Raw genomic sequence first — 23,230 nt, 5'->3', positions numbered from 1 at the left:
CATGACCGAAGCAACGCAGGCCCCCGCGGGGGTCAACACCTCCACCGCCAGCACCGAATCGAAGATCGTGCTCGGCCGCAACCAATACGGCAAGGCCGAAGTCCGGCTGGTGAAGGTCACCCGCGACACCGCCCGGCACTCCCTCGAGGACCTCAGCGTCACCTCCCAGCTGCACGGCGACTTCGAGGCCGCCCACACGCAGGGGGACAACTCCTCCGTGGTGGCCACCGACACGCAGAAAAACACCATCTACGCCTTCGCCCGCGACGGCGTCGGCTCGCCCGAGGCGTTCCTGCTGCGCCTGGAACAGCACTTCACGGGCGGGTTCGGCTGGGTCACCGGTGGACGCTGGGCCGCGGAGCAGTACTTCTGGAACCGGATCAGCGACCATGACCACGCCTTCGCCAAGGACAAATCCGAAATCCGCACCGCCGTCCTGCTGTCCGAAGCCGGCAGGCAGCACCTGGTCTCGGGGATCAGCGGCCTGACGGTGCTCAAATCCACCGGCTCGGAGTTCCACGGTTTCCCGCGGGACCGCTACACCACCCTCGCCGAAACCACGGACCGGATCCTCGCCACGGACGTCACCGCCAAATGGCGCTACGCCCCGGAGACGGACCTGGCCGCCCTGGATTTCAACGCCCTCTACGCCTCCGCACGGACCCTGCTCCTGGACGCCTTCGCCGCCACGCACTCCCTGGCCCTGCAGCAGTCCATGTATGAAATGGGCAAAGCCGTGATTGCTGCCCACCCGGAAATCGTGGAAGTGCGCCTCTCCCTGCCGAACAACCACCACTTCCTGGTGGACCTGGCACCTTTCGGCCTGGACAACCCCAACGAAGTCTTCTTCGCCGCGGACCGGCCCTACGGGCTGATCGAGGCGTCCGTGCTGCGCGAGGGCACGGACCCGGAAGCGCCGGTCTGGAACACCGTAGGCGGGTTCTGCTGATGAGCCGCGCGCACCGCGCCGCGCCGGCGCGGGCCGCCGCCCGCCCCGAGGACGCCCGGCTGCCGCTGGGCAGCACGTTCGCGTATGGCTTCCAGCACGTGCTGACCATGTACGGCGGGATCATCGCCCCGCCGCTGATTGTCGGCACCGCCGCCGGCCTGGATTCCACCGACGTCGGCATGCTGGTGGCCGCCTGCCTGTTTGTCGGCGGCCTGGCAACCCTGCTGCAAACCGTCGGCATTCCCTTCTTCGGCTCCCAGCTGCCCCTGGTCCAGGGCGTGTCCTTCGCCGGAGTGGCCACCATGACCGCCATTCTCGACGGCGGCGGCGGGCTGCAGTCCGTCTTCGGCGCCGTGATCGTCGCGTCCCTGATCGGGCTGCTGATCACCCCGGTGTTCGCCAAGGTGATCCGCTTCTTCCCGCCGGTGGTCACCGGTGTCGTGATCACCACCATCGGACTGACCCTGATGCCCGTGGCGGCGAACTGGGCCATGGGCGGCAGCAGCGCCGCGCCGGACTACGGCAGCGTCTCCAACATCGGCCTGGCCGGGCTGACCCTGCTGCTGGTGCTGCTGCTGAGCAAACTGGGCAGCTCCACCATTTCCCGGCTGTCCATCCTCATCGCCATTGTCCTGGGCACGGTCTTCGCCCTCATCACCGGCAAGGCCGATTTTTCCGGGGTGGGCACCGGCCCCGTGTTCGCGTTCCCGCAGCCCTTCGCTTTCGGGCTGCCTACCTTCGAGGCGGCGGCCATCATTTCCATGGTGATCGTCATCCTGGTGACCCTCACCGAAACCACCGCGGACATCATCGCCGTGGGGGAGATCGTGGACACCAAGGTGGACGCCAAGCGGATCGGCAACGGCCTGCGGGCCGACATGCTTTCCAGCGCCCTGTCCCCGGTGTTCAACTCCTTCACGCAGAGCGCCTTCGCCCAGAACGTGGGCCTGGTGGCCATCACCGGAGTCAAGAGCCGCTTTGTGGTCAGCGCCGGCGGATTGATCCTGGTCATCCTTGGCCTGTTGCCGATCCTCGGGCGGGTAGTGGCAGCCGTGCCGACGCCGGTGCTCGGCGGCGCCGGAATTGTCCTGTTCGGCACGGTGGCGGCCAGCGGTATCCGCACCCTGGCCAAGGTGGACTACCGGGACAACATGAACTTCATCATCGTTGCCACGTCCATCGGCTTCGGCATGATCCCGATTGCCGCCCCTACCTTCTACGACCGGTTCCCCACCTGGTTCGGCACCATTTTCCACTCCGGCATCAGCTCCGCCGCCGTCATGGCCATCCTGATGAACATCCTGTTCAACCACATCCGCTCGGGAAACCCGAAGGACCCCTCCGTCTTCGCCGAAGGCGCCGACCGGATTGTGCGGGTCGAGAACCTGGCGGCGCTGAAGGAGGGCGACCATGTGCAGGACGGCAAGCTGCTGGACGCCGACGGCCAGGAAATCCCGCTGACCACCACCGGAACCGAACCCCATGAGGATCTCCACCGTGACACCAACCCTTGAGTACGACCCCGTCCTCGGCGCCGAGCACCTGGCCCGGCTGGACGCCGTCCTCGCGGACACCGACCGGCTGCTCGCAACGGCCTACCCCGGCGACGACGGCAGCCGCCAGCCCGTGCACACCGTCTACATCCCGGCAGACCGCTGCGTGCCCGCACTCCCCGGAACCTGGGGCGAGGAGGGGCTGGCCGCGGTGGCGGAGCACGGCAGCCTCGCCGGGCTGGCGGACCAACTGGGGATCGGCGCCGGGACGGCCGCCGCCGTCGTCCCGCTGGTCGAGGCGAAGCTGCGCACCGAACCGATCGAGGACCTACGCCTGGACTTCGAGGACGGCTACGGTATCCGGCCCGACGACGAGGAGGACGGCCATGCCCGGCAGGCGGCCGCCGCCGTCGCCGAGGCGGTGGCTGCCGGGACCGCCCCGCCGTTTGTCGGCATCCGGTTCAAGTCCTTCGAAGCTGCCACCCGCGCCCGCGGCGTCCGCACCCTGGACCTGTTCCTGGCCGGCCTGCTGGCAGCCGGGCCGCTGCCGGACGGACTGGTGCTGACCCTGCCCAAGGTCTCCACCGTGGAACAGGTCGAGGCCATGGTCTACATCTGCGAACTGCTGGAGGACGCCCACGGGCTGCCCGCAGGACGGCTCCGGTTCGAGGTCCAGGTGGAAACCCCGCAGCTGATCCTGGCCGCCAACGGCACCGTGCCCGCCGCGCAGCTGATCCACCGGGCCAAGGGCCGGGCCAGCGCCCTGCACTACGGCACCTACGACTATTCCGATTCGGTGCAGATCGCCGCGGCCTACCAGTCCATGGAGCATCCGGCCGCGGACTACGCGAAAGCCGTGATGCAGGTGGCCGCCGCCGGCACCGGCGTCCGGCTCTCCGACGGCTCCACCAACATCCTCCCGCTGGGTACACCCGCCGAGATCCTCTCGGCCTGGCAGCTGCACGCCCGGCTGGTGCGCCGATCGCTGGAACGCGGCTTCTACCAGGGCTGGGACCTGCATCCGGCGCAGCTGCCCACCCGCTTCCTGGCCACCTATGCCTTTTACCGGGAGGGGTTCGACGCCGCCGCGGTGCGCCTGCGCAATTACGTGCAGAAACGCGGCGGCAGCGTCCTCGACGAGCCGGCCACGGCCCGTGCGCTGGCCCGGTTTGTCCACCGCGGGCTGCTGTGCGGAGCACTCACCGAAGCCGAGATTGCACGGGACACCGGGCTCACCGGCGTCGAACTTGCCGCCCTCGCCCATCCAGCCGCCCGGCCCACCCCCACCCCCACCCCCATCGCCTCCGCCACCACCGAAGAAAAGGTCCGATAGTGAACACGCCCCGCTACTACGCCCCCGAGGGCGGCCTGCCCGCACAGACCGATCTGCTCACCGGACGGGCCGTGGTCACCGAGGCCTACACCGTGATTCCCCGCGGCGTGCTGCGGGACATCGTGGTCAGCGTGCTGCCCGAATGGACCGATACCCGCGCCTGGATCCTCAACCGGCCGGTCGCCGGAGGGGCCACCACCTTCGCCCAGTACCTGATGGAGGTGGCTCCGGGCGGCGGCTCCCGCGCCCCCGAGCCGGAACTTGAAGTGCAGTCCTTCATTTTCGTCCTTGAGGGCACCCTGACCGTCCGCCGTCTGGGCCGGGACCATGTGCTGACTCCGGGCGGGTTCGCTTATCTGCCGCCGGAAACGCTGTGGGGAGCGTTCAACGAGGGGCAGGAAACGGTGAAGTTCGCTTGGATCCGCAAGGCCTACCAACCGCTGGTCGGGCATACTCCGGCGCCGGTATTCGGCAACGAGGCGGACATCGCGCCGACGCCGATGCCCGGCACGGACAACAAATGGCGCACCACCCGGATGATCCCGGTGGACGACGTCGCCTATGACATGCACGTGAACGTGGTGACCTTTGAACCCGGCGCCGTGATTCCCTTCGCCGAAACCCACGTGATGGAGCACGGGCTGTACGTACTCGAGGGCAAGGCGGTGTACCGGCTCAACCAGGACTGGGTGGAGGTGGAGGAAGGCGACTACCTGTCCCTGCGCGCGTTCTGCCCGCAGGCCTGTTACGCCGGCGGCCCCTCGAACTTCCGCTACCTCCTTTATAAGGACGTGAACCGCCAGGTCCTGCTGGGGGGCCGGTGATGCACGAGGGCGCCCGCTCCGGTTACTCGGTGAACTGCTCCATCCTGTTCACCGAACTTCCCCTGCTGGAACGTCCGGCCGCCGCGCGCGCCGCGGGCTTCGACACCGTGGAATTCTGGTGGCCGTTTACCGAACCGGTCCCGCCGCAGGCACAGGTGGCCGAGTTTGAGGCAGCCATCCGCGACGCCGGGGTGCGCCTGGGCGCTTTGAACTTCGACGCCGGGGCAATGCCTGCGGGCGAACGCGGCCTGCTCTCCCTGCCGCACCGGGGAGCTGATTTCCGGGCCAACGTGCAGGTGGTGGCGGGAATCGGGGAACGGCTGGGCTGCCGGCTGTTCAACGCCCTCTACGGCAACCGCAATCCCCGCTTCAGCCCTGAGGAGCAGGATGCCGAAGCCGCGCGGAACCTGCTCGAGGCGGCCCGCGCCGTCGCGCCCTTCGGCGGAACCGTGCTGCTGGAACCGCTCAGCGGCGCGCCGGACTATCCCCTGAAAACGGCTGCGGACGTCTTCGCGGTGCTGGACCGGATGCACCGCGCCGGGGCGGCCAACACGGCGCTGCTCGCCGATTTCTACCATCTGGCGGTGAACGGCGACGACGTCGCGGCGCTGGTGGCGGCCGATGCCGGCCGGTTCGGGCACGTCCAGATTGCCGATGCTCCCGGCCGCGGCGCGCCCGGAACCGGAAGTCTGCCCCTGGCGGAGTGGGTCCGGGCGAGCCGCAGCGGCGGCTACCGGGGGGATATAGCGCTGGAATACGCGGCACCGGCTTCCGGGGCTTTTGACTGGCTGGATCCGGAGGCGAAGTCAGCGTCGGCCCCCGTGGCGCCGTCGAAGGAATCCGCCGCGACACCGGAGGCAGGCCGCTATGACCTGGTGATCCGCGGCAAGGCGGTCCTCACCCCGGAAGGAATTGTCCCGGCGGAAGTGGCCGTGCACAACGGCTCGATTGCCGCCGTCGTCCCGCTGGGCACCGGGCTGGCAGGGGAGCGGCAGCTGGAACTGGCCGAGGACGAAACCCTGCTGCCCGGACTGGTCGATACCCATGTGCACGTGAACGAGCCGGGCCGCACCGAGTGGGAGGGATTCGCGTCGGCCACCCGGGCGGCAGCGGCCGGCGGGGTCACTACGCTGATCGACATGCCGCTGAACAGCATCCCACCCACCGTGAACGTGGAGGCGCTGGAGACCAAGCGGGCCTGCGCCGAGCCGCAGGCCGCCGTCGACGTTGGATTCTGGGGCGGAGCCGTCCCCGGGAACGAAACGGACCTGCGTCCCCTGCATGACGCCGGCGTGTTCGGCTTCAAGTGCTTCCTGGTCCACTCCGGCGTCGACGAATTCCCGCACCTGGAACCGGCGGAAATGGAAACCGTCCTCGCCGAACTGAAAACCTTCGACGCCCTGCTGATTGTCCACGCCGAAGACCCGGACAAGATCCAGGACACCCCGGCCGGCTCGCGGTACGCCGGCTTCCTCGCCTCGCGGCCGCCGGAAGCGGAAAACACCGCCGTCGGACAGGTCATCGAGGCGGCACGGCGCACCGGGGCGCGGGCGCACATCCTGCACCTGTCCTCCGCCGAGGCGCTGCCCCTGATCCGCGCGGCGAAGGACGACGGCGTCCGCCTCACCGCCGAGACCTGCCCGCACTACCTGACCCTGACCGCCGAGGAGATCCCCGACGGCGCCACGGCGTTCAAATGCTGCCCGCCCATCCGCGGGGACGCGAACCGGGAACAGCTCTGGGCCGGGCTGGCGGACGGAACCATCGACTGCATCGTCTCGGACCACTCGCCCAGCACCCAGGACCTGAAGGACCTGGTGCGCGGGGACTTCGGCGTGGCCTGGGGAGGGGTGTCCTCGCTGCAGCTGGGCCTGCCGCTGATCTGGACCGAGGCCCGCAGCCGGGGAATCCCGCTGGAACGGGTGCTGCACTGGATGTCCACGGCGCCCGCAGCGTTGGCCGGCCTGGACCGGAAGGGCGGCATTGTTCCGGGCAAGGACGCCGACTTCGCGGTCTTCGCGGCCGGAGATACCTTCACCGTGGATCCTGCCGCCCTGCAGCATAAGAATCCGGTCACGCCCTACGCGGGGAAGCAGCTCAGCGGCGTCGTGCGGCGGACGCTGCTGGCCGGCGTCGACGTCGACCCCGCCGCTCCGGCCGGCCGGCTGCTGCGCCGGGGCGCGGCGTAGCCGGACCGATTGCGTGACGGTGCCCACATGACGCCCGTCGCATTTACGCAACCGCCGACCCTGAAAGTAATGTCTTCTGTATGGCCCCTTTCCGAAACAGCCGAGCCGCTGCCCTTCCCGCAAAACTGTCCCGTTCCTGGCTGCTGGCGTCCGCCGCAGACGAAGCGAACTTTGCACCGGCGCTGGCGTCCGAAGCTGATTCGGTGGTCTTCGACATGGAAGACGCCGTTCCGGCCGGCGGCAAGGCCGAAGCCCGTGAACGGGTTGTCGAGGCCCTGTCCACCGGCATGACCGCGTGGGTGCGCGTCAACGGCATCGAAACCGAGTACTGGGCCGATGACCTCGCCGCCCTCTCCAAGGCCCCGGGCCTGCGCGGCGTGATGCTCGCGATGACCGAAAAGCCCGAGCAGGTCACCCACACGGCCATGCGGCTGCAGGCCGGCACCCCGGTGCTCGCCCTGGTGGAATCGGCCCTGGGCATCGAGAACGCCACTGCCATTGCCAGCGCGCCGGGCACGTTCCGCCTCGCGTTCGGCGTCGGCGATTTCCGCCGCGACACCGGTGCATCGGATGATCCGATGGCCCTGGCCTACGCCCGTTCCAAGCTCGTTGTTGCTTCCCGCGTCGGCCAGCTGCCCGGCCCCATCGACGGTCCCACCGTCGGCGCACTGGGCGAGAAGCTGCTGGACGCCTGCAAGGTCACCCAGAGCATGGGCATGACCGGCAAGCTGTGCCTGATGCCCGAGGCGACGGACTTCATCAACCAGGGCCTCTCGCCGAGCGGCTCGGAAATCACCTGGGCCCACGAGCTGCTGGAAGCGCACGCAGCCGGAGCAGTGGTGGGCGACGGCTCCTACCTGCCGCGCCTGGCCCGCGCCCAGAAGATCTCCTCGCTGGCGGACTCCTACGGACTCTGGAACGCCTAAGCGGGGTTGTCCGCCCGCTCCAGCAGCTGCAGCACCAGCCGGGTGAGCGTGAACGCCGCGTCCATGTCGTAGTCCGGCAGGCTGATGTCAGCGAACAGGTGCGAGGCACCCATATAGAGGAAAAGGTCGGCGTCCGGCGTGGACGCGGCCAGGTTCTCCGCGGCGTCCAGGTCCCCGCTGTCCACGAATTCCTCATCGGCGTCCATGCCGTGGATCTGCACCGGCACACCGGCCGGCCAGGTATCACCGAAGGGACCAAGCGGCACACAGGCGCTGACCAGCACCGCGCCACGTGCGCCGGGGCGGGTCTGCGCGAGCCGCTGGGCCGGGATCACTCCGAGGGAGAAGCCGATATAGACCATGTCCTCCGGGAACCGGTCTGCAATGCTGACGCCCAGTTCTTCGATGGTGTCCATGCCGATCTCCTGGGCATAGGCCACTCCGTCCTCCAGATCGGTGAACGTACGTCCGTCATAGAGATCGGGCACCGTCACCGTGTGGCCGGCCTCGCGCAGGACCTCAGCGAAGGCATCCATGCCGGAGGTCAGGCCGAGCGCGTGGTGGAAAAGCAGGACGTTGGCCATCGGGACTCCTAGGGTTCGACGAGGATCCCGTCCTCGTCGGCGTAGAGCACTGCGCCGGGACGGAAGGTGACGCCGCCGAACTCTACGGGCACATCCACCTCGCCGACAGAGTTTTTGGCGCTCTTGCGCGGATTCGAGCCCAGTGCCTTCACGCCCAGGGGCAGCTTGGCGACGGCGGCACGGTCGCGGATGGCGCCGTTGATGACGACGCCGGCCCAGCCGTTCTCCACGGCGGCCCCGGCAATCAGATCTCCCATCAGTGCGGTGTTCAGCGACCCGGCGCCGTCGACCACCAATACCGCGCCCTCGCCCGGGGAGTTCAGCAGGGACTTGATGATGCCGTTGTCCTCCAGGCAGCGGACGGTGCGGATGGGGCCGGTGAAGCCCACATGCCCGCCCAGGTCCTGGAACTGCAGGGACACCGAGGCCAGCTCGTCGCCGCGTTCGTCGTACAGGTCAGCTGTGCTTGTGTTCATGGAACCACTGTGGCAGACGGCACAGCAGTGAATCATCGTGCCACGCCGAGGGTTGGCCCTACGCCGGCCCTCGGTTTGTCCGGATCCCTGCAGTTTGTCCGGATCCCTGCGTTGCGCGGCGCAGGGATTGTCACAAACCGCAGGGTTTTTCCCAAACCACGGGGAATTCCGCGCCGGACACTGCCGGGTGTCCCCGGAAGGTTACGTCTGCGCCTGCTGGGCGTGGGATTTCAGGACATCCACGATTTCCAGCAGGTCGGAGACGGAATGCGTGCGGCTGTCACGGGTGGCCTGCGGCCAGCCTCCGGGAAGGCCCTCGTTGTAATACAGACCGTCGGCCAGCAGGGTGATGGCACGGGCAATGCCCGGATCGCCCACCTCGTCATGGACCAGGTCGAACCAGCTGTGGTGGATGTCCTGCAGCAGCTCCGAGGCCACGGGATCGGATGCCTGCGCCAGACGGACGACGCCGATCAGTGCCCGGTCCAGCTCGCTGCCGACGTACACGGAGCTGCGGACCAGGTACCGCGCCGGCCCTTCCGGATCCTCGCGCATGGTCTGCAGGTCTGCCGCGGCGAGGCTGCGGAGCTTTTCGATCAGGGCCCCGGCCATCGCTTCCTTGTTCTTGAAGTGATACAGCAGGCCGCCTTTGGAAACCTCGGCGCGGGCGACGACGGCGTCCAGGGTGGCGCCGCGGGGGCCTTCATTGATGAGGAGCTCCTCATAGGCATCGAGGATGCGGTCCCGGGCGGGACGAGTGTTGGGCATGCTTTTACGCTACGCCATCAGCGGACGAAACAGCCGCAATTTGGCTACCATACAGTCTAGACGGTACAGTACTTCGGTGGGGTTTTCCCTGCCCAGAATCCGTGAAAGATCAACCTTGAAGGAGGAAGCCGTGCTGGCGGTCCAGGAAAAACCCGCAGTTACGCGTGCAGGAACGCGTGAATGGTGGGGACTCGCAGTCCTGATGCTGCCCGTTCTGCTCATCTCCATCGACAACAACGTCCTGAGCTTCGCCATCCCGTCGCTCTCGCAGGCGCTGGCACCCACCGGCGTCGAACTGTTGTGGATCGTGGACGTCTACGCCCTGGTCCTTGCCGGCCTGCTGGTGCCCATGGGCAGCCTCGGTGACCGGATCGGCCGGCTCCGCCTGCTGATGATCGGCAGTGTGGGCTTCGGTGTCTTCTCCCTGGTGGCCGCGTTTGCGCCCTCCGCGGCGCTGCTGATCGTGGCCCGTGCCCTGATGGGCGTGTTCGGTGCCATGCTGATGCCCGCCACCCTGTCGCTGATCCGCAACATCTTCACCGACCCGTCCCAGCGCCGGATCGCGGTGGCCATCTGGGCTGCCGGCTTCTCCGGCGGCGCGGCCCTCGGCCCGATCGTGGGCGGCGTGCTGCTCGAGCACTTCTGGTGGGGTTCGGTGTTCCTGCTGTCCATCCCGGTGCTGCTGCCGCTGCTGATCTTCGCCCCGATACTGCTGCCCGAATCCAAGGACCCCAGCCCCGGCGCCGTCGACATTCTCGGCGTTGTCCTGGTCATGGGCGCCATGCTCTCGGTCACCTACGGCATCAAGGAGTTCGCGCACGACGGCGCCGCGGCCGGCCTGCCGTTCATCGCCGCCGGCCTGGTGTTGGGCTTCTTCTTTGTCCGCCGCCAGCTGTCGCGGGAAAAGCCGATGCTCGACGTCCGGCTGTTCCGGAACCCGGTCTTCAGCGGCTCCATCGCCGCGAACCTGCTCAGCCTGTTCGCCATGGTGGGCTTCATCTTCTTCCTCTCCCAGCACCTGCAGCTGGTGGTTGGACAGACGCCCATCGAAGCCGGCCTGACCATGCTGCCCGGACTGGTGCTCACCATCATCACCGGCCTGGCCGTGGTGCCCCTGGTGAAACGGGTCCGCCCTGCGGTTGTGGTGGCCGGCGGGCTGCTCTTCAACGGAGCCGGCTATGCCCTGGTCTTTGCTGCGGGGGAGTCGGTGACCGTGCTCCAGCTGATCATCGCGTTCCTGCTGCTCGGCGTTGGGGTGGGGGCTGCGGAAACCATTTCCAATGACCTGATCCTGGCCAGCGTTCCGCCGTCCCGTGCCGGATCCGCCTCGGCCATTTCCGAGACGGCCTACGAGATCGGGTCCGTCCTGGGCACTGCCGTGCTGGGCAGCATCCTCACCGCGGCCTACCGCAACGGCGTCCAGGTCCCGGCCGGTTTGACCCCGGAGCAGACGGCTGCCGCCGGGGAAACCCTGGGCGGCGCCGTCGAGGCTGCCCGGGACCTGCCCGCAGATGCTGCCTCGGCGCTGCTGCATTCCGCGCAGACGGCCTTCGACTCCGGCGTCAACATCACCTCGCTGATCGGCCTGGTCACCATGGTGGTGGCCGCCGCGGGTGCGGCCGTGCTGCTGCGCCGGGTTCCGGCTCACCGGTAGTTCTGGTCCGGCAGCTCCGGCCCCGGCCCCTGTCCGGCCCGGCCCTGGTCCGGGGCCGGGGCCGTCCGGGCGTCCCGCGCCTTCCGTATAGACGATGCAGGCTGGTTTAGTCCCGGTGGGGACGCGCAATCAGCACCGGGCAGTAGGCGTGCGCGGCCACAGCGGTGCTGACCGAGCCAAGCAGCAGCCCGGCAAAACCGCCGCGTCCTCGGTTGCCCACCACCAGCATCTCCGCCCCGCGGCTGGCTTCCATCAGCACCCGGGCGGTTTGTCCGGCCACCGCTGACTGGGTGAGACCCTCCGGAATGCCCTTCCCTTCGAAGGCTGCTTCCACCGCCTCGGCCAGGCCCCGCTCGGCTTCCACCCGCGGGGACCATTCGGTGGTGGGAAACGGCGTGGCGAGCATTGCCGGAAACTCCCACACCGAGATGGCCTCAATGCGGCATTCCAGCAGGTCCGCCAGTCGGCGGGCCAGGCGCAGCGCTTCCAATGACTCCTCTGAGCCGTCCACGCCAACGACAATCCGCTTCCGGGTTCCTTCAGTCATGATGTTCCTTCCAAGGCAGTTGGATATGCAGCAGTTTGCGCCCCCGGCAGCGGGCAGGGCCATAGCAGCGGCGATTTGTGCGGCGGAACCGCAGACTTGAGCAGAAGCGCCAATCGGGCATAGGGTAATAAGCATGCTTACGTTAGCGTGAGCGACCGCCTTTCACGGCGGCCCTAGCCGGACCGCCCGAATGGACTGACCTACCGAAAGTGGGAACTTCTATGACAAACGGCAACAAGTCGGACCAGTACACGTTCCAGAACCCCGTGGACCGCTACCCGTCCATCGCACCGCCCATCCAGGACCAGCCCGAGCCGGGCCTGGACAAGGACATGACCCCGCACGTGGACCACGGCGAGGACACCTACCGCGGCACCGGACGCCTGGAGGGCCGGAAGGCGCTTATTACCGGCGGCGATTCCGGCATCGGTGCGGCTGTGGCCATTGCGTTCGCCCGTGAGGGTGCCGACGTCGCCATCTCCTACCTTCCCGAGGAGGAGCCGGACGCCCAGCATATTGCCGAGGTGGTCGAGAAGACCGGCCGTAAGCTGGTGAGGCTTCCCGGTGACCTCAAGGATCCCGAGTACTGCCGCCAGCTGGTCGAGGATGCCGTTTCGGCCTTGGGCGGGCTGGACATCCTGGTCAACAACGCGGGCAAGCAGATTGCCGTGGAGAACCTTGAAGATCTCTCCGACGAGCAGCTGGACCATACGTTCAAGACCAACATCTACTCGTTCTTCCGGGTGACGAAGGCCGCGCTGAAGCACCTGCCGGCCGGATCGAGCATCATCAACACGACCTCGATCCAGGCCTACGAGCCGTCCGCCGACCTGCTGGACTACGCCAGCACCAAGGCGGCCATCAACAACTTCACCAAGGGCCTTGGCCAGCAGCTTGCACCCAAGGGAATCCGTGTGAATGCCGTGGCACCGGGTCCGTTCTGGACCCCGCTGCAGCCGTCCGACGGACAGCAGAAGGAAGCGCTGACGGAGTTCGGCCAGAGCACCCCGCTGGGCCGTGCGGGCCAGCCCACCGAACTGGCTCCGGCCTACGTCTTCCTGGCGTCGCCGGAATCCAGCTACGTGATCGGCGAAACGCTGAACGTCAACGGCGGCACCCCGTCCCCGTAACGTCTGCGGTTTCATCCCGTTAGAGCTGAGGCCCCGCAGATGCGGGGCCTCAGCTGTTTAAGTTGTCGGGCACTGATTCCTGCTCGCCTGGCACTGTGGCCCGCACGGCATCCCAGGACGTGGTGCAGGTGTTGCTGGCGGGGTCTCAGGCGCCACTTCCGCACCGAAGCGTGGGACGTCCTGCTCGTCGCGGACACAGCGTCCCACGAAATGTGCTGTTGCTGTTGCTGGTGAGGTCCCAGCCGTCGCTTCCGCACCGGAGCGTGGGACGTCCTGCTCGTCGCGGACACAGCATCCCACGATGTGGCGCCGGTGTTGCAGGTGAGGTCACAGGAGCCACTTCCGCACCGGAGTGTGGGACGTCCTGCTGGGGGAGGGGACCAACAAAAAACGGCCGCTGCAATCCCCGGAAACCGGAGGTTGCAGCGGCCGTTAGGACGGACAACGTCTTAGCGGACGACGGTCTCTTCCGTGCGGAAGTCTGCACGGTCAATACGGCGGTGGTAACGCATACCGGCCAGGCCGCCCAGGATGGCGCCGAGCAGGGTGGCCAGCAGGCTGGCAGCGACGGCGATCCAGGTGCCGGCGTCCATGCCTTCCAGGTTCTCGGGCAGCGGCGCAACCGAGTTGAGCTGGCTGATGCTGCGGATGTCGTTGCCGAAGATCAGGCCCAGGACGATGACGACGGCGGCCGCCACCAGTGCCCAGAGCCATACGGCCAGGCCCTGCTTGGCGCCGTTGAAGCGGGCCATGCGCCCGGCGACGTATCCGCCGGCAAAGTAGGAGAGCAACAGGACCAGGAGCATGATGATCGCGCCGATGATCCCGGCGGACTGGTTGGCTGCTGCAGATTCCAGCGCCTGGCCGAGGTTGGTTTCAGCCGAGAGGCCCACGGCAGCGCCAATCGCCGCAGCCAGCGCCGAAAGCAGCACCACCATTCCGGTAGCGGTCAGCCAGCCGAAGAACGCCGCACCGAACTTGAAGCCGCCGAAGCGTTCCTTCTCCCGGGCCAGCAGTGCCTCACGGTTGGGCAGGGCGGCCTCGCGGGTGTGCACGGCGTCACGGCCATCAATTCGGCCGTCCCGGTCCTGGTCGCGTACGACGCCGCGGTCATCGTTCCGGTCGTCGCGGGCGTCGCGTCGATCATCCGTCGTGTCGCCGGCGTTCATGGCGTGCCGGTTCTCGGCGTCGCGGTCAGAATCGCGCTCAGTATCTGCGTCACGGTGGTCACGCACGGCAGATACCGATGTTGCGCCGCGGTGCTCGCCGGTGCCGTCGGTATCGGGGGAGCGGGTGGCGGTGACCGGTGCAACCCGGGTGTGCGTATCTTCGGAGCCGGAATCGGCGCCCGAACGGGAATCGGAGACCGGCATCGCGCGGCCGGCGGCGTCGTCGTTCGCGGTGCCCGCTACCGGCTCGGCGGCATGGCTGCCTGCGCGGCGTCCGGTGGCATGCGACGGAGAAGAGGAGGCGGTGTCGGTGTCCATGGCCCGGGTAGCGGTGTCCTCCCGGTGACCGTCCACGGGAATAGCCTGGCTGTCGTCGACGGGCGCCGGCCGATCGGACCGGTCCCGGAACGGGCCGCCGTCAGAGGCTCCGCGTCCGGTGTTGGAAGCGTTTGTGTTCCCTGGTTCGGTGCTCATTTACTGCTCTCCTGTTTTCCGTCCGGTGAATCGGGCTGAAGATGCCACCTTATAAGCATCCTTAGTAGTTTCTCCACCCGGCGGTCCGAGCCACGCCGGGGATTTCGGGCCCGGCGGACCGGGTAAAGGCTCCAGTTTGGGAAAACCCGACCGGTTTGGGAGATCCCTGCCACTGCGCAGCGGAGGGATTTCCCCAACCGGCAGCGGAATCCCCAACCGGCAGCAGAATCGCAAAGGCCGAACCGCCCCGGCGGGCAAATACGAGGGGAGTGGACAGCTGGTGGAACACTGGGGGAATGGATCCGGACCTTCTTGTAACCATTGCCGCAGCCCTGGTGATCGCCGTGGGCCTGATCGGCATTGTGGTGCCCGTGCTGCCGGGCAGCATCCTGATCCTCATTGCCCTGCTGGGCTGGGCCCTCGGAGTGCAGAGCGCGCCGGCCTGGTGGTCCTTCGGGATCGGTGCCGTGCTCCTGATCGCCGGCATGCTGTCCAGTGCCTTCCTCACCGGACGGCGGCTTAAGGAACGGGAAATCCCCAAGCGCTCCATCGTGGCGGGCGTGGCTGTGGGCATCGTTGGAATGTTCACCATTCCTGCCGTGGGCCTGTTCATCGGGTTCGCCGTCGGCCTGCTGCTCAGTGAGTGGCTGCGCAAGCGGGACCTGCCCACCGCCTGGTCCTCCAGTGTGGCCACCCTGAAGGCCATGGGCATCGGGATCCTGGCCGAACTGGCGCTGGCGCTGACCGCAGGCGGACTCTGGGGCGGGGCTGTCTGGCTGCACTTCGCCACCCGGTAACACCGTTCCCCGGGGTGAGCCGCGTGGGTAAGGTCTGGCGTTATGAGCGAGCCGCCGATCAACCGCAGCCTGCGGTCCGTTGATGATCTCCTGAGGCTGATGGACGGGCTGTTTGCCCGTGACTCGGTCCGCTGGACCCATGACGCAGGCAGCACCTGGTGGAACAGGTTCTATGCCGACCGGACCCGGCCCGTCCCGTTCTTCGCCGACAAACCCGACGAAAACCTGGCCCGGTGGGTCAGCGACGAAGTGTTCGCGCCGACGAGGGTACTGGATATCGGGTCAGGTCCTGGCCGCAATGCCCTGTTCCTGGCGGAAAACGGTTATACCGTGGATGCCGTTGATCTCTCATCCGAGGCCGTGGCGTGGGGCCGGGAACGTGCCGCAGCGCGGCGGCTGGAGGTCTCATTCACCTGCGGCGACGCCTTTGCCCCGCCGCCGGAAGCGTTTTCAGGAACGTATGGACTGGTCTACGACTCAGGGTGCCTGCACCACCTTCCCCCGCACCGCCGAATCAGCTACCTCCAACTGCTGAAGCGCACCCTCGCGCCCGGCGGCTATCTGGGGCTGGCCTGTTTCGCCCGGGGCCGGATGGGCTCGGAAGCTCCCGACGAACAGCTCTACCGCGACGGGACATTCGAAGCGGGAATTGCCTTCAGCCCTGACGACTTGCGGTGGGTTTTTGCGGACTTCGAAGAAATCGAAATCCGCCCGATGGCCGCTCAGGAACAGGACTCGCCCTGGTTTGGGGAATCTTTCCTGCTCACCGCACTGTTCCGCCGCCCGCCGGCCCCCTGACCCCTAGGCCCCGGTCACGAACCCCGCGAGGTTCCGCAGCTGGTCGGCACGGCAGCCGGGGTTCACGTACATCATGTGCCCGGCCTCGTAGTAGTGGTGCGTGAACCGGGACCGTGCTTCATCGCTCAGCCGCATGTGCGCCCACACGTACTCCGCGGCGAAATGCGGCGTGGCGCCGTCGTAGTAGCCGTAGTCCACGTGCACGCGCAGCGCCGGGTTGTGCACCAGCAGCCGTTCCAGGGTGCCGGTGACATCCACGGGCACACCTTCGAAGGTCTTGTAGCTCCACGGCTGGACCCGGCCGCTGAGGATTTCGTAGGGGAGATCGTTCTCGTAGCCGAGCTCGGCGCGGACATAGTGGTTGATGGCCGCTGAATAGGGGCCGTTGATGGCCACCAGGCTGGGATCGTCCCAGTTGATCCAGTCCTGCTGGTGCGCCGGCGCGGCGGTAAACCGGCCGTCAATGCGCCCCACGGCCAGGTTGTCCTCCCGCAGCAGCTCCGCGGAGAACATCGCGTAGTCCCAGCGCAGGTTGGTACGCCGGATGAAGCCCTCACTCAGGGTGGTGATGGCGGCGAGGCGGGCGACGACGTCGTCGTACTCCTCCGCGCTCAGCCGGGACCCCTGGGTCAGCGCATATCCGTACTCGCGCGCGGCGTAGGCTTCGGCTTCGCGGACGACGTCGGCCAGCTCGCGGCCCGGAAGCCGGCCGTGGAAGTGCGCGATGGCGGCGTAGGTCGGCAGGTGCAGCGCATAGGGAGTGTCCCGCCCGGGTGCGAAATCCAGGGTGGCCAGGTTCAGGACAGTCGAAATCAGGCCCAGACCGTTGACCGCCAGTCCGTAGGCGTCGAACAGCTTCCCGGCCACGGCCACCGCGCGCAGGGTGCCGTAGGACTCACCCACCAGGTACTTCGGGCTCAGCCAGCGGTTGTTCCGCGTGGTCCAGAGCCGGATCACCTCGGCCACCAGATCCCGGTCCTCCTCGAACCCGTGGAACTCCGCGGCGTCGTTGCCGTTCACCACCCGGGAGAAGCCCGTGTTCACCGGATCGATCAGCACCAGGTCCGCGTGTTCCAGCAGAGTCTGCGGGTTGTCCACCAGGTCGAACGGGGGAGGAGTCAGGGAACCGGCGTCGCCCGAGTCCACCATCCGCGGGCCCAGCAGCCCCATATGGAGCCAGACGGAGGAGGAACCCGGCCCGCCGTTGAAGGCAAACACCACAGGGCGCCGGTTGGGGCCGGTCTCCGGCGCGTCCGCCGTGTAGGCGACCAGGAAGATCTCCGCCTTGGGCCGGAAGCCGTCCGACTTTCCGTCGCTGAGTTCTTCCTTGCGGAAGACCATCCGTCCGGTGGTGGTGGTGTACCCCAGGCCCGAGGGCAGGGTGTGCCGGCGGACCGCGAAGTCGTCGGTGACGTCCGGTGCCGGGTTCGCGTCCGGATCGGCGGGGGCGGAGGCAGCGGTGTCGGGGCGTTCCTGGGAGACCATGGCAAGGACACTACCCGTGTCTCGGCCGATTACCCGGGAGGTGGGGCCGGCAAGTGCACTGCCTGCTCTTCCGCGGATTCCGGTGCGGGTCTACGTTGGAAACACCGTGACCGGCCACGGCACCCCGCAGAGGGAACGCCGATTCCGGCGCCGGTCCACAAGGTGCGGAGGCATTATGTTTTTCCATAAACAGGAACTCCAGTTCAAGTCCACCCCGGAGAAGCCGGATGCGGTGTTTGCCCGGAAGCTTCAAGAGGCACTGGGCGGCCAGTACGGCGAAATAACGGTAGCCATGCAGTACGGATTCCAGTCCTGGAATGCGCACATTCCGGGCAAATACCGGGACCTGCTGTACGGCATTGCCGCAGAGGAAATGGGCCATGTGGAAATGCTGGCCATCATGATTGCGCAGCTGCTGGAAAAGGCTCCGCTGGGGGTTACCGACGACGCCGTCCAGAACGATCCCACGGTTGCAGCGGTGATGGGCGGCATGGACGTGCAGCACGCCATCGTGGCCGGTGCCGGTGCCCGCCCGGTGGACAGCAACGGCAATCCCTGGACCGGCGGCTACATCACGGCCAGCGGCAATATGCTGGCGGACTTTACGTCCAACGCCAACATCGAAATGCAGGGCCGCATTGCCGTTGCCCGGCTCTACCACATGACCGATGACCACGGGGTGCGGGACCTGCTGGCGTTCCTGCTGGCCCGGGACACCATGCACCAGAACCAGTGGACCACCGCGGCCCTGGAACTTCAGGCGGAGAACATGGAACAGCTACCGGTACCCAGCAACTTCCCGCTCAACAAGGAACACCGCGAGGTGTCCTACCAGTACCTGAACTTCTCCGACGGCGAGCACGCCAAGGAAGGGTCCTGGGCCAAGGGGCCGACGCCGGACGGCAAGGGCGAATTCAGCTACCACGACGGTCCCACCACCCGGGCCCCGATGCCGCCCCCCACCCGCCCGGACGCCCGGTACTACGGGACCACGGACATCCCCAATCCGGTCGAGAAGGCAGCCGGCGCCGTGCAGGACAAGCTGAACAAGGAATAACCCCTGCCGGACGCAAACCGGGCGGAGCCGCAGAGGCTCCGCCCGGTTTTGCGCTGTCCGGGGTTTAGCCCTTCGAGGAGGTCCGTGCCGCTTCCCGGGCCCCGCCCGAGGTGAGTTCAGGAGCAGGTTTGGCGTAGAACAGCGAGGCCAGCAGGGCAAGGAGGATGACGGCCGCGGGCAGGTACAGGGACTGCCCCATGGCCTCGGAATAGCCGGCTTTGAGGGCTTCCGGGAACACGCCGCCGGCCGGTGCGGTGCCGCCGTCGGCCGCACTTCCGCCCAGGTGCGCCGTCAGCCGCGACTGCATGACCGCGGCGATGGCGCTGCTGCCGATCACCGCGCCGAACTGCCGGGTGGTGTTGTAAACGCCGGAACCGGCACCGGCGACGTCGGCCGCGAGGTTGCGCGTGGCGGTCAGCGACACCGAGGGCCAGATGCATGCGTTCGCCAGTCCCATGAGGGCCATCGGCAGGAGAAGGTGCCAGTAGGGGACGTCCGGGCTGAGGATGGAACCGAGCCAGATGAGGGATGCCGCCATGGCAGCGAACCCGAACACCGCAATGAACCGGGGGTTCCCGCGCTGGACGATTTTGCCCGCAGCCGGGGCGAGGACTCCGGCCAGGACGGCCATCGGGGCCAGCAGCAGAGCCGCCTGGGTTGGGCTCAGCCCGCGCACGTTCTGCGCAAAGAGGATCACCGGCAGCGAGAACGCGGTGACGGCGAAGCCCATGCCGGTGATGGAGATGTTGGCCAGGGAGAAGTTGCGGTCCCGGAAGAGCTTCAGCGGCAGGAGCGGCTCGGCGCGGTTCAGCCGCTGCCAGAGGACAAAGAGCCCCAGCAGCACCACCCCGGCAATGATCAGGGACCAGACGGACAACGGCCCGGCAATGGTTCCCCAGTTGTAGCTTTCGCCTTCCTGGATGCCGAAGACCAGGCAGAACATCCCCGCCGCGCTGAGCAGCACGCCCAGGTAATCGAAGCGGTGCACGGCGGTGGGGAGCTGCGGCACCAGCCGGTAGGCCAGGATGAAGCCCAGCACGCCCACCGGCACGTTGATGAAGAAGATCCATTCCCAGCCCAGTCCGTCGACCAGCACACCGCCCAGGATCGGACCCACGAGGGTGGCGACGCCGGCGGTTGCGCCCCAGAGGCCCAGTGCGGTGCCGCGCTTGTCCGGCGGGAAGATCCGGGTAATCACGGACATGGTCTGCGGGGTCATCAGCGCAGCGCCGAAGCCCTGGGCCACACGGGCGAGGATCAGCGCGTCCACGCTGTGCGCAAAGCCGCACCAGAGGCTGGAGAGTGTGAAGACCACCAGTCCGATCAGATAGACCCGGCGCGGGCCGAACCGGTCACCGAGCCTGCCGGTAATCAGCAGCGGCACGGCGTAGGCCAGCAGGTAGGCGCTGATCACCCAGATCACCTGGTCGAGTCCTGCGCCCAGGTCCGCCATGATGGCGGGGGTGGCGATGTTTACGATCGTGGAGTCCACCAGGATCATGAAGAACCCGATGACCAGGGACCAGAGCGCCGGCCACGGTTTAAGGTCCGGCTGGGAGGTGTTCAAGATGCGTTGCTGCCGTTCGGTCGAGAAAGCGGTGAGGGCGGAAAAGAGCCGAAGTCTATTGTGGACCTTTCTTCCCTGTGCGCACACCCCGGGCGGTTCCCCCGGGGGAATTCCGTGATGTCCTGAAACTCGCCGGTCCGGGTGAGGTGCCCGACGCCGGGGCGGGCGTACGATGCCAGCATCCGGCTGCGGGGACCGGGTTCGTTTTCCACGTCACTGTCCGTCTCAAAACAATGGAGTTTTAGATGAGTGTCAATGCCGCGTCCGCCGTGCCTTCTTCCCGCCGGATGAGCCGGGAGGAACGCAAGGTCCTCGCCGGAACCCTGGTCGGCACCACCATCGAGTGGTACGACTTCTTCATTTACGCCCAGGCTGCCGGCCTGGTGCTGGCCACCTTGTATTTCGGTCCCATCAACGACGGCCCCCTGGGCCAGGTGGTCTCCTTTGCGACCATCGGCATCAGTTTCCTGTTCCGTCCCCTGGGCGCCGTCGTGGCCGGACATCTGGGAGACCGGATCGGCCGGAAGAAAATGCTGGTGTTCACGCTGGTCATGATGGGTATCTCCACCGCCCTGATCGGTGTGGTGCCCACCTACGCGCAGATCGGCGTCGCCGGTCCGATCCTGCTGATTGTGCTGCGCATTATGCAGGGCTTCTCCGCCGGCGGGGAGTGGGGCGGGGCCGCCCTGCTGTCGGTGGAGCACGCCCCGGCGGGCAAGCGCGGGTTGTTCGGCGCCTACCCGCAGATCGGCGTGCCGGTGGGCATGATCCTGGCGACGTTCGTAATGTACGTGCTGAGCACGAGCCTGAGCGAGGAGGACTTCCTGGCCTGGGGCTGGCGGATCCCGTTCCTGGTCTCGGTGGTACTGATCATCGTCGGCTACTTCATCCGCCGCTCGGTGGCCGAGAGCCCCATTTTCAAGGAGATCCAGGAGCGAAAGAAGGAATCGTCCGCTCCGCTGGGCCAGCTGTTCCGGCACAACAGCCGCGAGGTGATCCTCAGTGCGTTGATTTTCATTGCCAACAATGCGGCCGGGTACCTGGTCATCGCCTTCTTCGCCTCTTACGCCACCGGTAAGCCGACCGCGGGCGGCCTGGGAATGGACCGGCCCTCGGTACTGCTGGCCACCACGCTGGGATCCTTCGGCTGGCTGATCTTCACGCTCTACGGCGGGATCCTTTCCGACCGGATCGGCCGGGTCCGCACCTTCCAGATCGGCTACGCCTGGGTGTTCCTGTGGTCGGTCCCGATGTTCCTGCTCATCGACACCACCAACATTGTGCTGTTCGCGGTGGCGATTTTCGTCCTGACCATCGGCCTGGGCCTGTCCTACGGTCCGCAGTCAGCGATGTATGCCGAGATGTTCCCGGCCCGGGTGCGGTACTCGGGTGTCTCCATCGGATATGCCCTCGGGGCCATCCTGGGCGGGGCGTTCGCGCCGACCATTGCCCAGGCGCTGTTGAACGAGACCGGCTGGTCGCCGTCCATCGGCCTCTACATCATGGTGCTGTGCGTGGTGTCCTTTGTGGCCGTGACCATGGTGAAGGAAACCAAGGGGAACGACCTGCACGTGGAGGGCTCGCCGAAGCAACAGTCCCGGCACTAGCGCCCTACCGTTCCAGGACGCCGATTTCGTTGCCGGCCTGGTCATAGATCCGCAGGGTGCCGCCGTCGACGTCGGCCGCGGCACCCGCGGCGAGCCATGTGTCCATTCCGGGCGGGCAGGCCATCAGGGTAGTGGCCATGTCCCGGAGGGTGACGCGGTTGCCGGAGACGGTCCAGTGCCCCATCAAACGGTTGCAGCCGTCCGTGCCGCTGACCCGCCCGTCGGGGCTGAAGTCCAGGGACGGTGCGTCCGGATTATCGACGTCGCCCCACGGGCCGGTCACATCGGCGGCCGAACTCCCGCCGTTTCCGCCGGGATCCGGGGAAGCACCGGCGTTGTTCCCGCAGGCGCTCAGCAGCAGCGCGCCCGCCAGTACGGGGAGCAGCAGCCGCATCAGAGCCACTTGTTCCGTTTGAAGGTCACGTACAGGATGGCGCCCATCCCGAACATCGCCACGATGGCCAGCGGATAGCCGAACTGCCAGCCGAGTTCGGGCATGTGGTCAAAGTTCATGCCGTAAATGGTGCCCACCAGGGTGGGCGCAAAGAGGATGGCAGCCCACGAGGAAATCCGCTTCACCTGTTCGTTCTGTTCAATGCTGGTTTCCGCCAATCGGTTGGAGGCAAGTGTCGAGGACAGGGTGAGCGCATTCTCCAGGATGGCGCGGTAGGCATTGACGCGGTCCACCAGACGCAGCACGTGGTCCAGCACGTCCCCGAGGTTGTCATGCAGGTCCGCCGGGATGCCGTACTGCTCCGCGTTCTGGCGCAGTTCGCCCACCACGTTTTCCAGCGGACTGATGGCGCGGTGGAACTGGATGACTTCGCGGGAGAGCTCGTAGATGCGGCGGGGAACCTCGGCGTCGCCGCCGAACAGCTGGTCCTCAATTTCGTCAATGTCGTTCTCCAGCCCGGCCGCGACGGGAGCATATTCATCCACCACCTGGTCCAGCACCGCGTAGAGCACGGCCTGCGGGCCGAGTGCCAGCAGGTCCGGCTCCTGTTCCAGCCGCTTGCGGACACGGGTCAGGTCCGGCGATTCGGCGTGCCGGACGGTCACGACGAAGTTGGGGCCCACAAACAGGTGCAGCTCACCGAACTCGACGCGTTCGACGTCGTCCAGGTAGCGGGCGGGCCGGAGCACCAGGAACAACTGGTCACCGTACTGCTCGAGCTTCGAGCGCTGGTGGCCGGCCAAAGCGTCTTCGACAATGAGCAGGTTCAGGCCGAACTCCTCGGCGACGGCCAGCAGCTCCACCTCGTCCGGGCGGTACAGGCCGATCCACGCCATGCCGCCGGAGCTGCGGGTCAGTTCGAACGTTTCATCCAGGCTGTCCGGGTTATGGTGGCGCTTGCCGTTCACATACACCGCATTGTCGACCAACGTCATGGACATTCCCCTAG

21 protein-coding genes and 1 pseudogene are annotated in these 23,230 nt (G+C 67.2%); 13 read left to right on the top strand and 9 right to left on the bottom strand.

Translation table 11 applies throughout. The annotated features are described in order from the left end of the window. Position 1: 1 nt before the first annotated feature. The 7 genes and pseudogenes from pucL (at position 2) to NNX34_RS04110 (ending at position 7,714) form a co-directional block, all read left to right on the top strand. Positions 2-949, top strand: coding sequence for a factor-independent urate hydroxylase (gene pucL, locus NNX34_RS04140; protein ID WP_255765249.1), 948 nt, complete (start codon positions 2-4; stop codon positions 947-949). Beyond that, positions 949-2,463 (top strand): nucleobase:cation symporter-2 family protein, encoded by a 1,515-nt coding sequence (locus NNX34_RS04135; RefSeq protein ID WP_255765248.1) that lies wholly within the window; start codon positions 949-951, stop codon positions 2,461-2,463. Before pucL ends, NNX34_RS04135 begins: the two co-directional genes overlap by 1 nt. Next, the gene (locus tag NNX34_RS04130) at positions 2,447-3,775 is read left to right on the top strand and encodes an aldolase (RefSeq protein WP_255765247.1); all 1,329 of its coding nucleotides are present in this window, start codon (positions 2,447-2,449) and stop codon (positions 3,773-3,775) included. Before NNX34_RS04135 ends, NNX34_RS04130 begins: the two co-directional genes overlap by 17 nt. Next, the gene (locus NNX34_RS04125; protein WP_255765246.1) at positions 3,775-4,599 is read left to right on the top strand and encodes a bifunctional allantoicase/(S)-ureidoglycine aminohydrolase; all 825 of its coding nucleotides are present in this window, start codon (positions 3,775-3,777) and stop codon (positions 4,597-4,599) included. Before NNX34_RS04130 ends, NNX34_RS04125 begins: the two co-directional genes overlap by 1 nt. Then, a pseudogene (locus NNX34_RS04120) lies at positions 4,599-5,387 on the top strand (hydroxypyruvate isomerase family protein); the annotation flags it as partial. The gene NNX34_RS04125 and the pseudogene NNX34_RS04120, both read left to right, overlap by 1 nt. Before the next feature lie 33 nt (positions 5,388-5,420). Then, positions 5,421-6,788: an allantoinase AllB gene (gene allB / locus NNX34_RS04115; protein ID WP_255765724.1), complete on the top strand. Its 1,368-nt coding sequence runs from the start codon at positions 5,421-5,423 to the stop codon at positions 6,786-6,788. Between the two features lie 80 nt (positions 6,789-6,868). Further along, positions 6,869-7,714, top strand: a complete 846-nt coding sequence (locus tag NNX34_RS04110) for a CoA ester lyase (RefSeq protein ID WP_227919561.1) — start codon at positions 6,869-6,871, stop codon at positions 7,712-7,714. On the opposite strand, the gene NNX34_RS04105 is transcribed toward NNX34_RS04110, so the two are convergent. The 3 genes from NNX34_RS04105 to NNX34_RS04095 form a co-directional block, all read right to left on the bottom strand. Further along, on the bottom strand, positions 7,711-8,298 hold the full coding sequence (locus NNX34_RS04105) for a dienelactone hydrolase family protein (RefSeq protein WP_255765245.1): 588 nt from the start codon (positions 8,296-8,298) through the stop codon (positions 7,711-7,713). The two genes, NNX34_RS04110 and NNX34_RS04105, sit on opposite strands and share 4 nt — an antisense overlap. 8 nt (positions 8,299-8,306) lie before the next feature. Next, positions 8,307-8,774 carry a ribonuclease E activity regulator RraA gene (gene rraA / locus NNX34_RS04100; protein WP_255765244.1) on the bottom strand — a complete coding sequence of 156 codons (468 nt, stop codon included), beginning with the start codon at positions 8,772-8,774 and terminating at the stop codon, positions 8,307-8,309. Positions 8,775-8,975: 201 nt separating this feature from the next. Then, complete coding sequence (locus tag NNX34_RS04095) at positions 8,976-9,542, bottom strand: TetR/AcrR family transcriptional regulator (protein WP_255765243.1); 567 nt, start codon at positions 9,540-9,542, stop codon at positions 8,976-8,978. Positions 9,543-9,657: 115 nt separating this feature from the next. Between NNX34_RS04095 and NNX34_RS04090 the strand changes: the two genes are divergently transcribed. Beyond that, positions 9,658-11,196: an MFS transporter gene (locus NNX34_RS04090; protein WP_370646944.1), complete on the top strand. Its 1,539-nt coding sequence runs from the start codon at positions 9,658-9,660 to the stop codon at positions 11,194-11,196. Between the two features lie 106 nt (positions 11,197-11,302). Here NNX34_RS04090 and NNX34_RS04085 read toward each other — a convergent pair whose 3' ends face one another. Then, on the bottom strand, positions 11,303-11,743 hold the full coding sequence (locus NNX34_RS04085; RefSeq protein ID WP_255765242.1) for a universal stress protein: 441 nt from the start codon (positions 11,741-11,743) through the stop codon (positions 11,303-11,305). Between the two features lie 221 nt (positions 11,744-11,964). Between NNX34_RS04085 and NNX34_RS04080 the strand changes: the two genes are divergently transcribed. Next, positions 11,965-12,873, top strand: coding sequence for an SDR family oxidoreductase (locus NNX34_RS04080; protein WP_229950751.1), 909 nt, complete (start codon positions 11,965-11,967; stop codon positions 12,871-12,873). 449 nt (positions 12,874-13,322) lie between these two features. Here NNX34_RS04080 and NNX34_RS04075 read toward each other — a convergent pair whose 3' ends face one another. Then, the gene (locus NNX34_RS04075; protein WP_255765241.1) at positions 13,323-14,516 is read right to left on the bottom strand and encodes a hypothetical protein; all 1,194 of its coding nucleotides are present in this window, start codon (positions 14,514-14,516) and stop codon (positions 13,323-13,325) included. Between the two features lie 296 nt (positions 14,517-14,812). Here NNX34_RS04075 and NNX34_RS04070 point away from each other — a divergent pair, with 296 nt between their 5' ends. Both NNX34_RS04070 and NNX34_RS04065 read left to right on the top strand, forming a co-directional pair. Beyond that, a complete protein-coding gene (locus NNX34_RS04070) occupies positions 14,813-15,313 on the top strand; it encodes a DUF456 domain-containing protein (RefSeq protein ID WP_255765240.1) in 501 nt (166 codons plus the stop codon). Between the two features lie 42 nt (positions 15,314-15,355). Continuing rightward, positions 15,356-16,111 (top strand): class I SAM-dependent methyltransferase, encoded by a 756-nt coding sequence (locus tag NNX34_RS04065; RefSeq protein WP_255765239.1) that lies wholly within the window; start codon positions 15,356-15,358, stop codon positions 16,109-16,111. A 3-nt stretch (positions 16,112-16,114) separates the two neighbouring features. Here NNX34_RS04065 and NNX34_RS04060 read toward each other — a convergent pair whose 3' ends face one another. Further along, positions 16,115-17,596 (bottom strand): S10 family peptidase, encoded by a 1,482-nt coding sequence (locus NNX34_RS04060; RefSeq protein ID WP_255765238.1) that lies wholly within the window; start codon positions 17,594-17,596, stop codon positions 16,115-16,117. 175 nt (positions 17,597-17,771) lie between these two features. Here NNX34_RS04060 and NNX34_RS04055 point away from each other — a divergent pair, with 175 nt between their 5' ends. Next, positions 17,772-18,653 (top strand): manganese catalase family protein, encoded by an 882-nt coding sequence (locus NNX34_RS04055; protein ID WP_255765237.1) that lies wholly within the window; start codon positions 17,772-17,774, stop codon positions 18,651-18,653. Positions 18,654-18,717: 64 nt separating this feature from the next. Here NNX34_RS04055 and NNX34_RS04050 read toward each other — a convergent pair whose 3' ends face one another. Beyond that, the gene (locus tag NNX34_RS04050) at positions 18,718-20,220 is read right to left on the bottom strand and encodes a DHA2 family efflux MFS transporter permease subunit (protein ID WP_255765236.1); all 1,503 of its coding nucleotides are present in this window, start codon (positions 20,218-20,220) and stop codon (positions 18,718-18,720) included. A gap of 245 nt (positions 20,221-20,465) precedes the next feature. Between NNX34_RS04050 and NNX34_RS04045 the strand changes: the two genes are divergently transcribed. After that, the gene (locus tag NNX34_RS04045) at positions 20,466-21,827 is read left to right on the top strand and encodes an MFS transporter (protein WP_255765235.1); all 1,362 of its coding nucleotides are present in this window, start codon (positions 20,466-20,468) and stop codon (positions 21,825-21,827) included. A 4-nt stretch (positions 21,828-21,831) separates the two neighbouring features. Here NNX34_RS04045 and NNX34_RS04040 read toward each other — a convergent pair whose 3' ends face one another. Then, positions 21,832-22,221, bottom strand: coding sequence for an META domain-containing protein (locus tag NNX34_RS04040; protein WP_255765722.1), 390 nt, complete (start codon positions 22,219-22,221; stop codon positions 21,832-21,834). Beyond that, entirely contained in the window at positions 22,221-23,216 is a 996-nt protein-coding gene (locus tag NNX34_RS04035) for a magnesium and cobalt transport protein CorA (RefSeq protein WP_255765721.1), read from the bottom strand. The genes NNX34_RS04040 and NNX34_RS04035 overlap by 1 nt, the downstream gene beginning before the upstream one ends. Positions 23,217-23,230 lie beyond the last annotated feature (14 nt).

It is taken from the genome of Arthrobacter sp. zg-Y1116 (assembly GCF_024385485.1).
Classification (GTDB): domain Bacteria; phylum Actinomycetota; class Actinomycetes; order Actinomycetales; family Micrococcaceae; genus Arthrobacter_B.
This window is presented reverse-complemented; position numbering and strand designations above follow the sequence as displayed.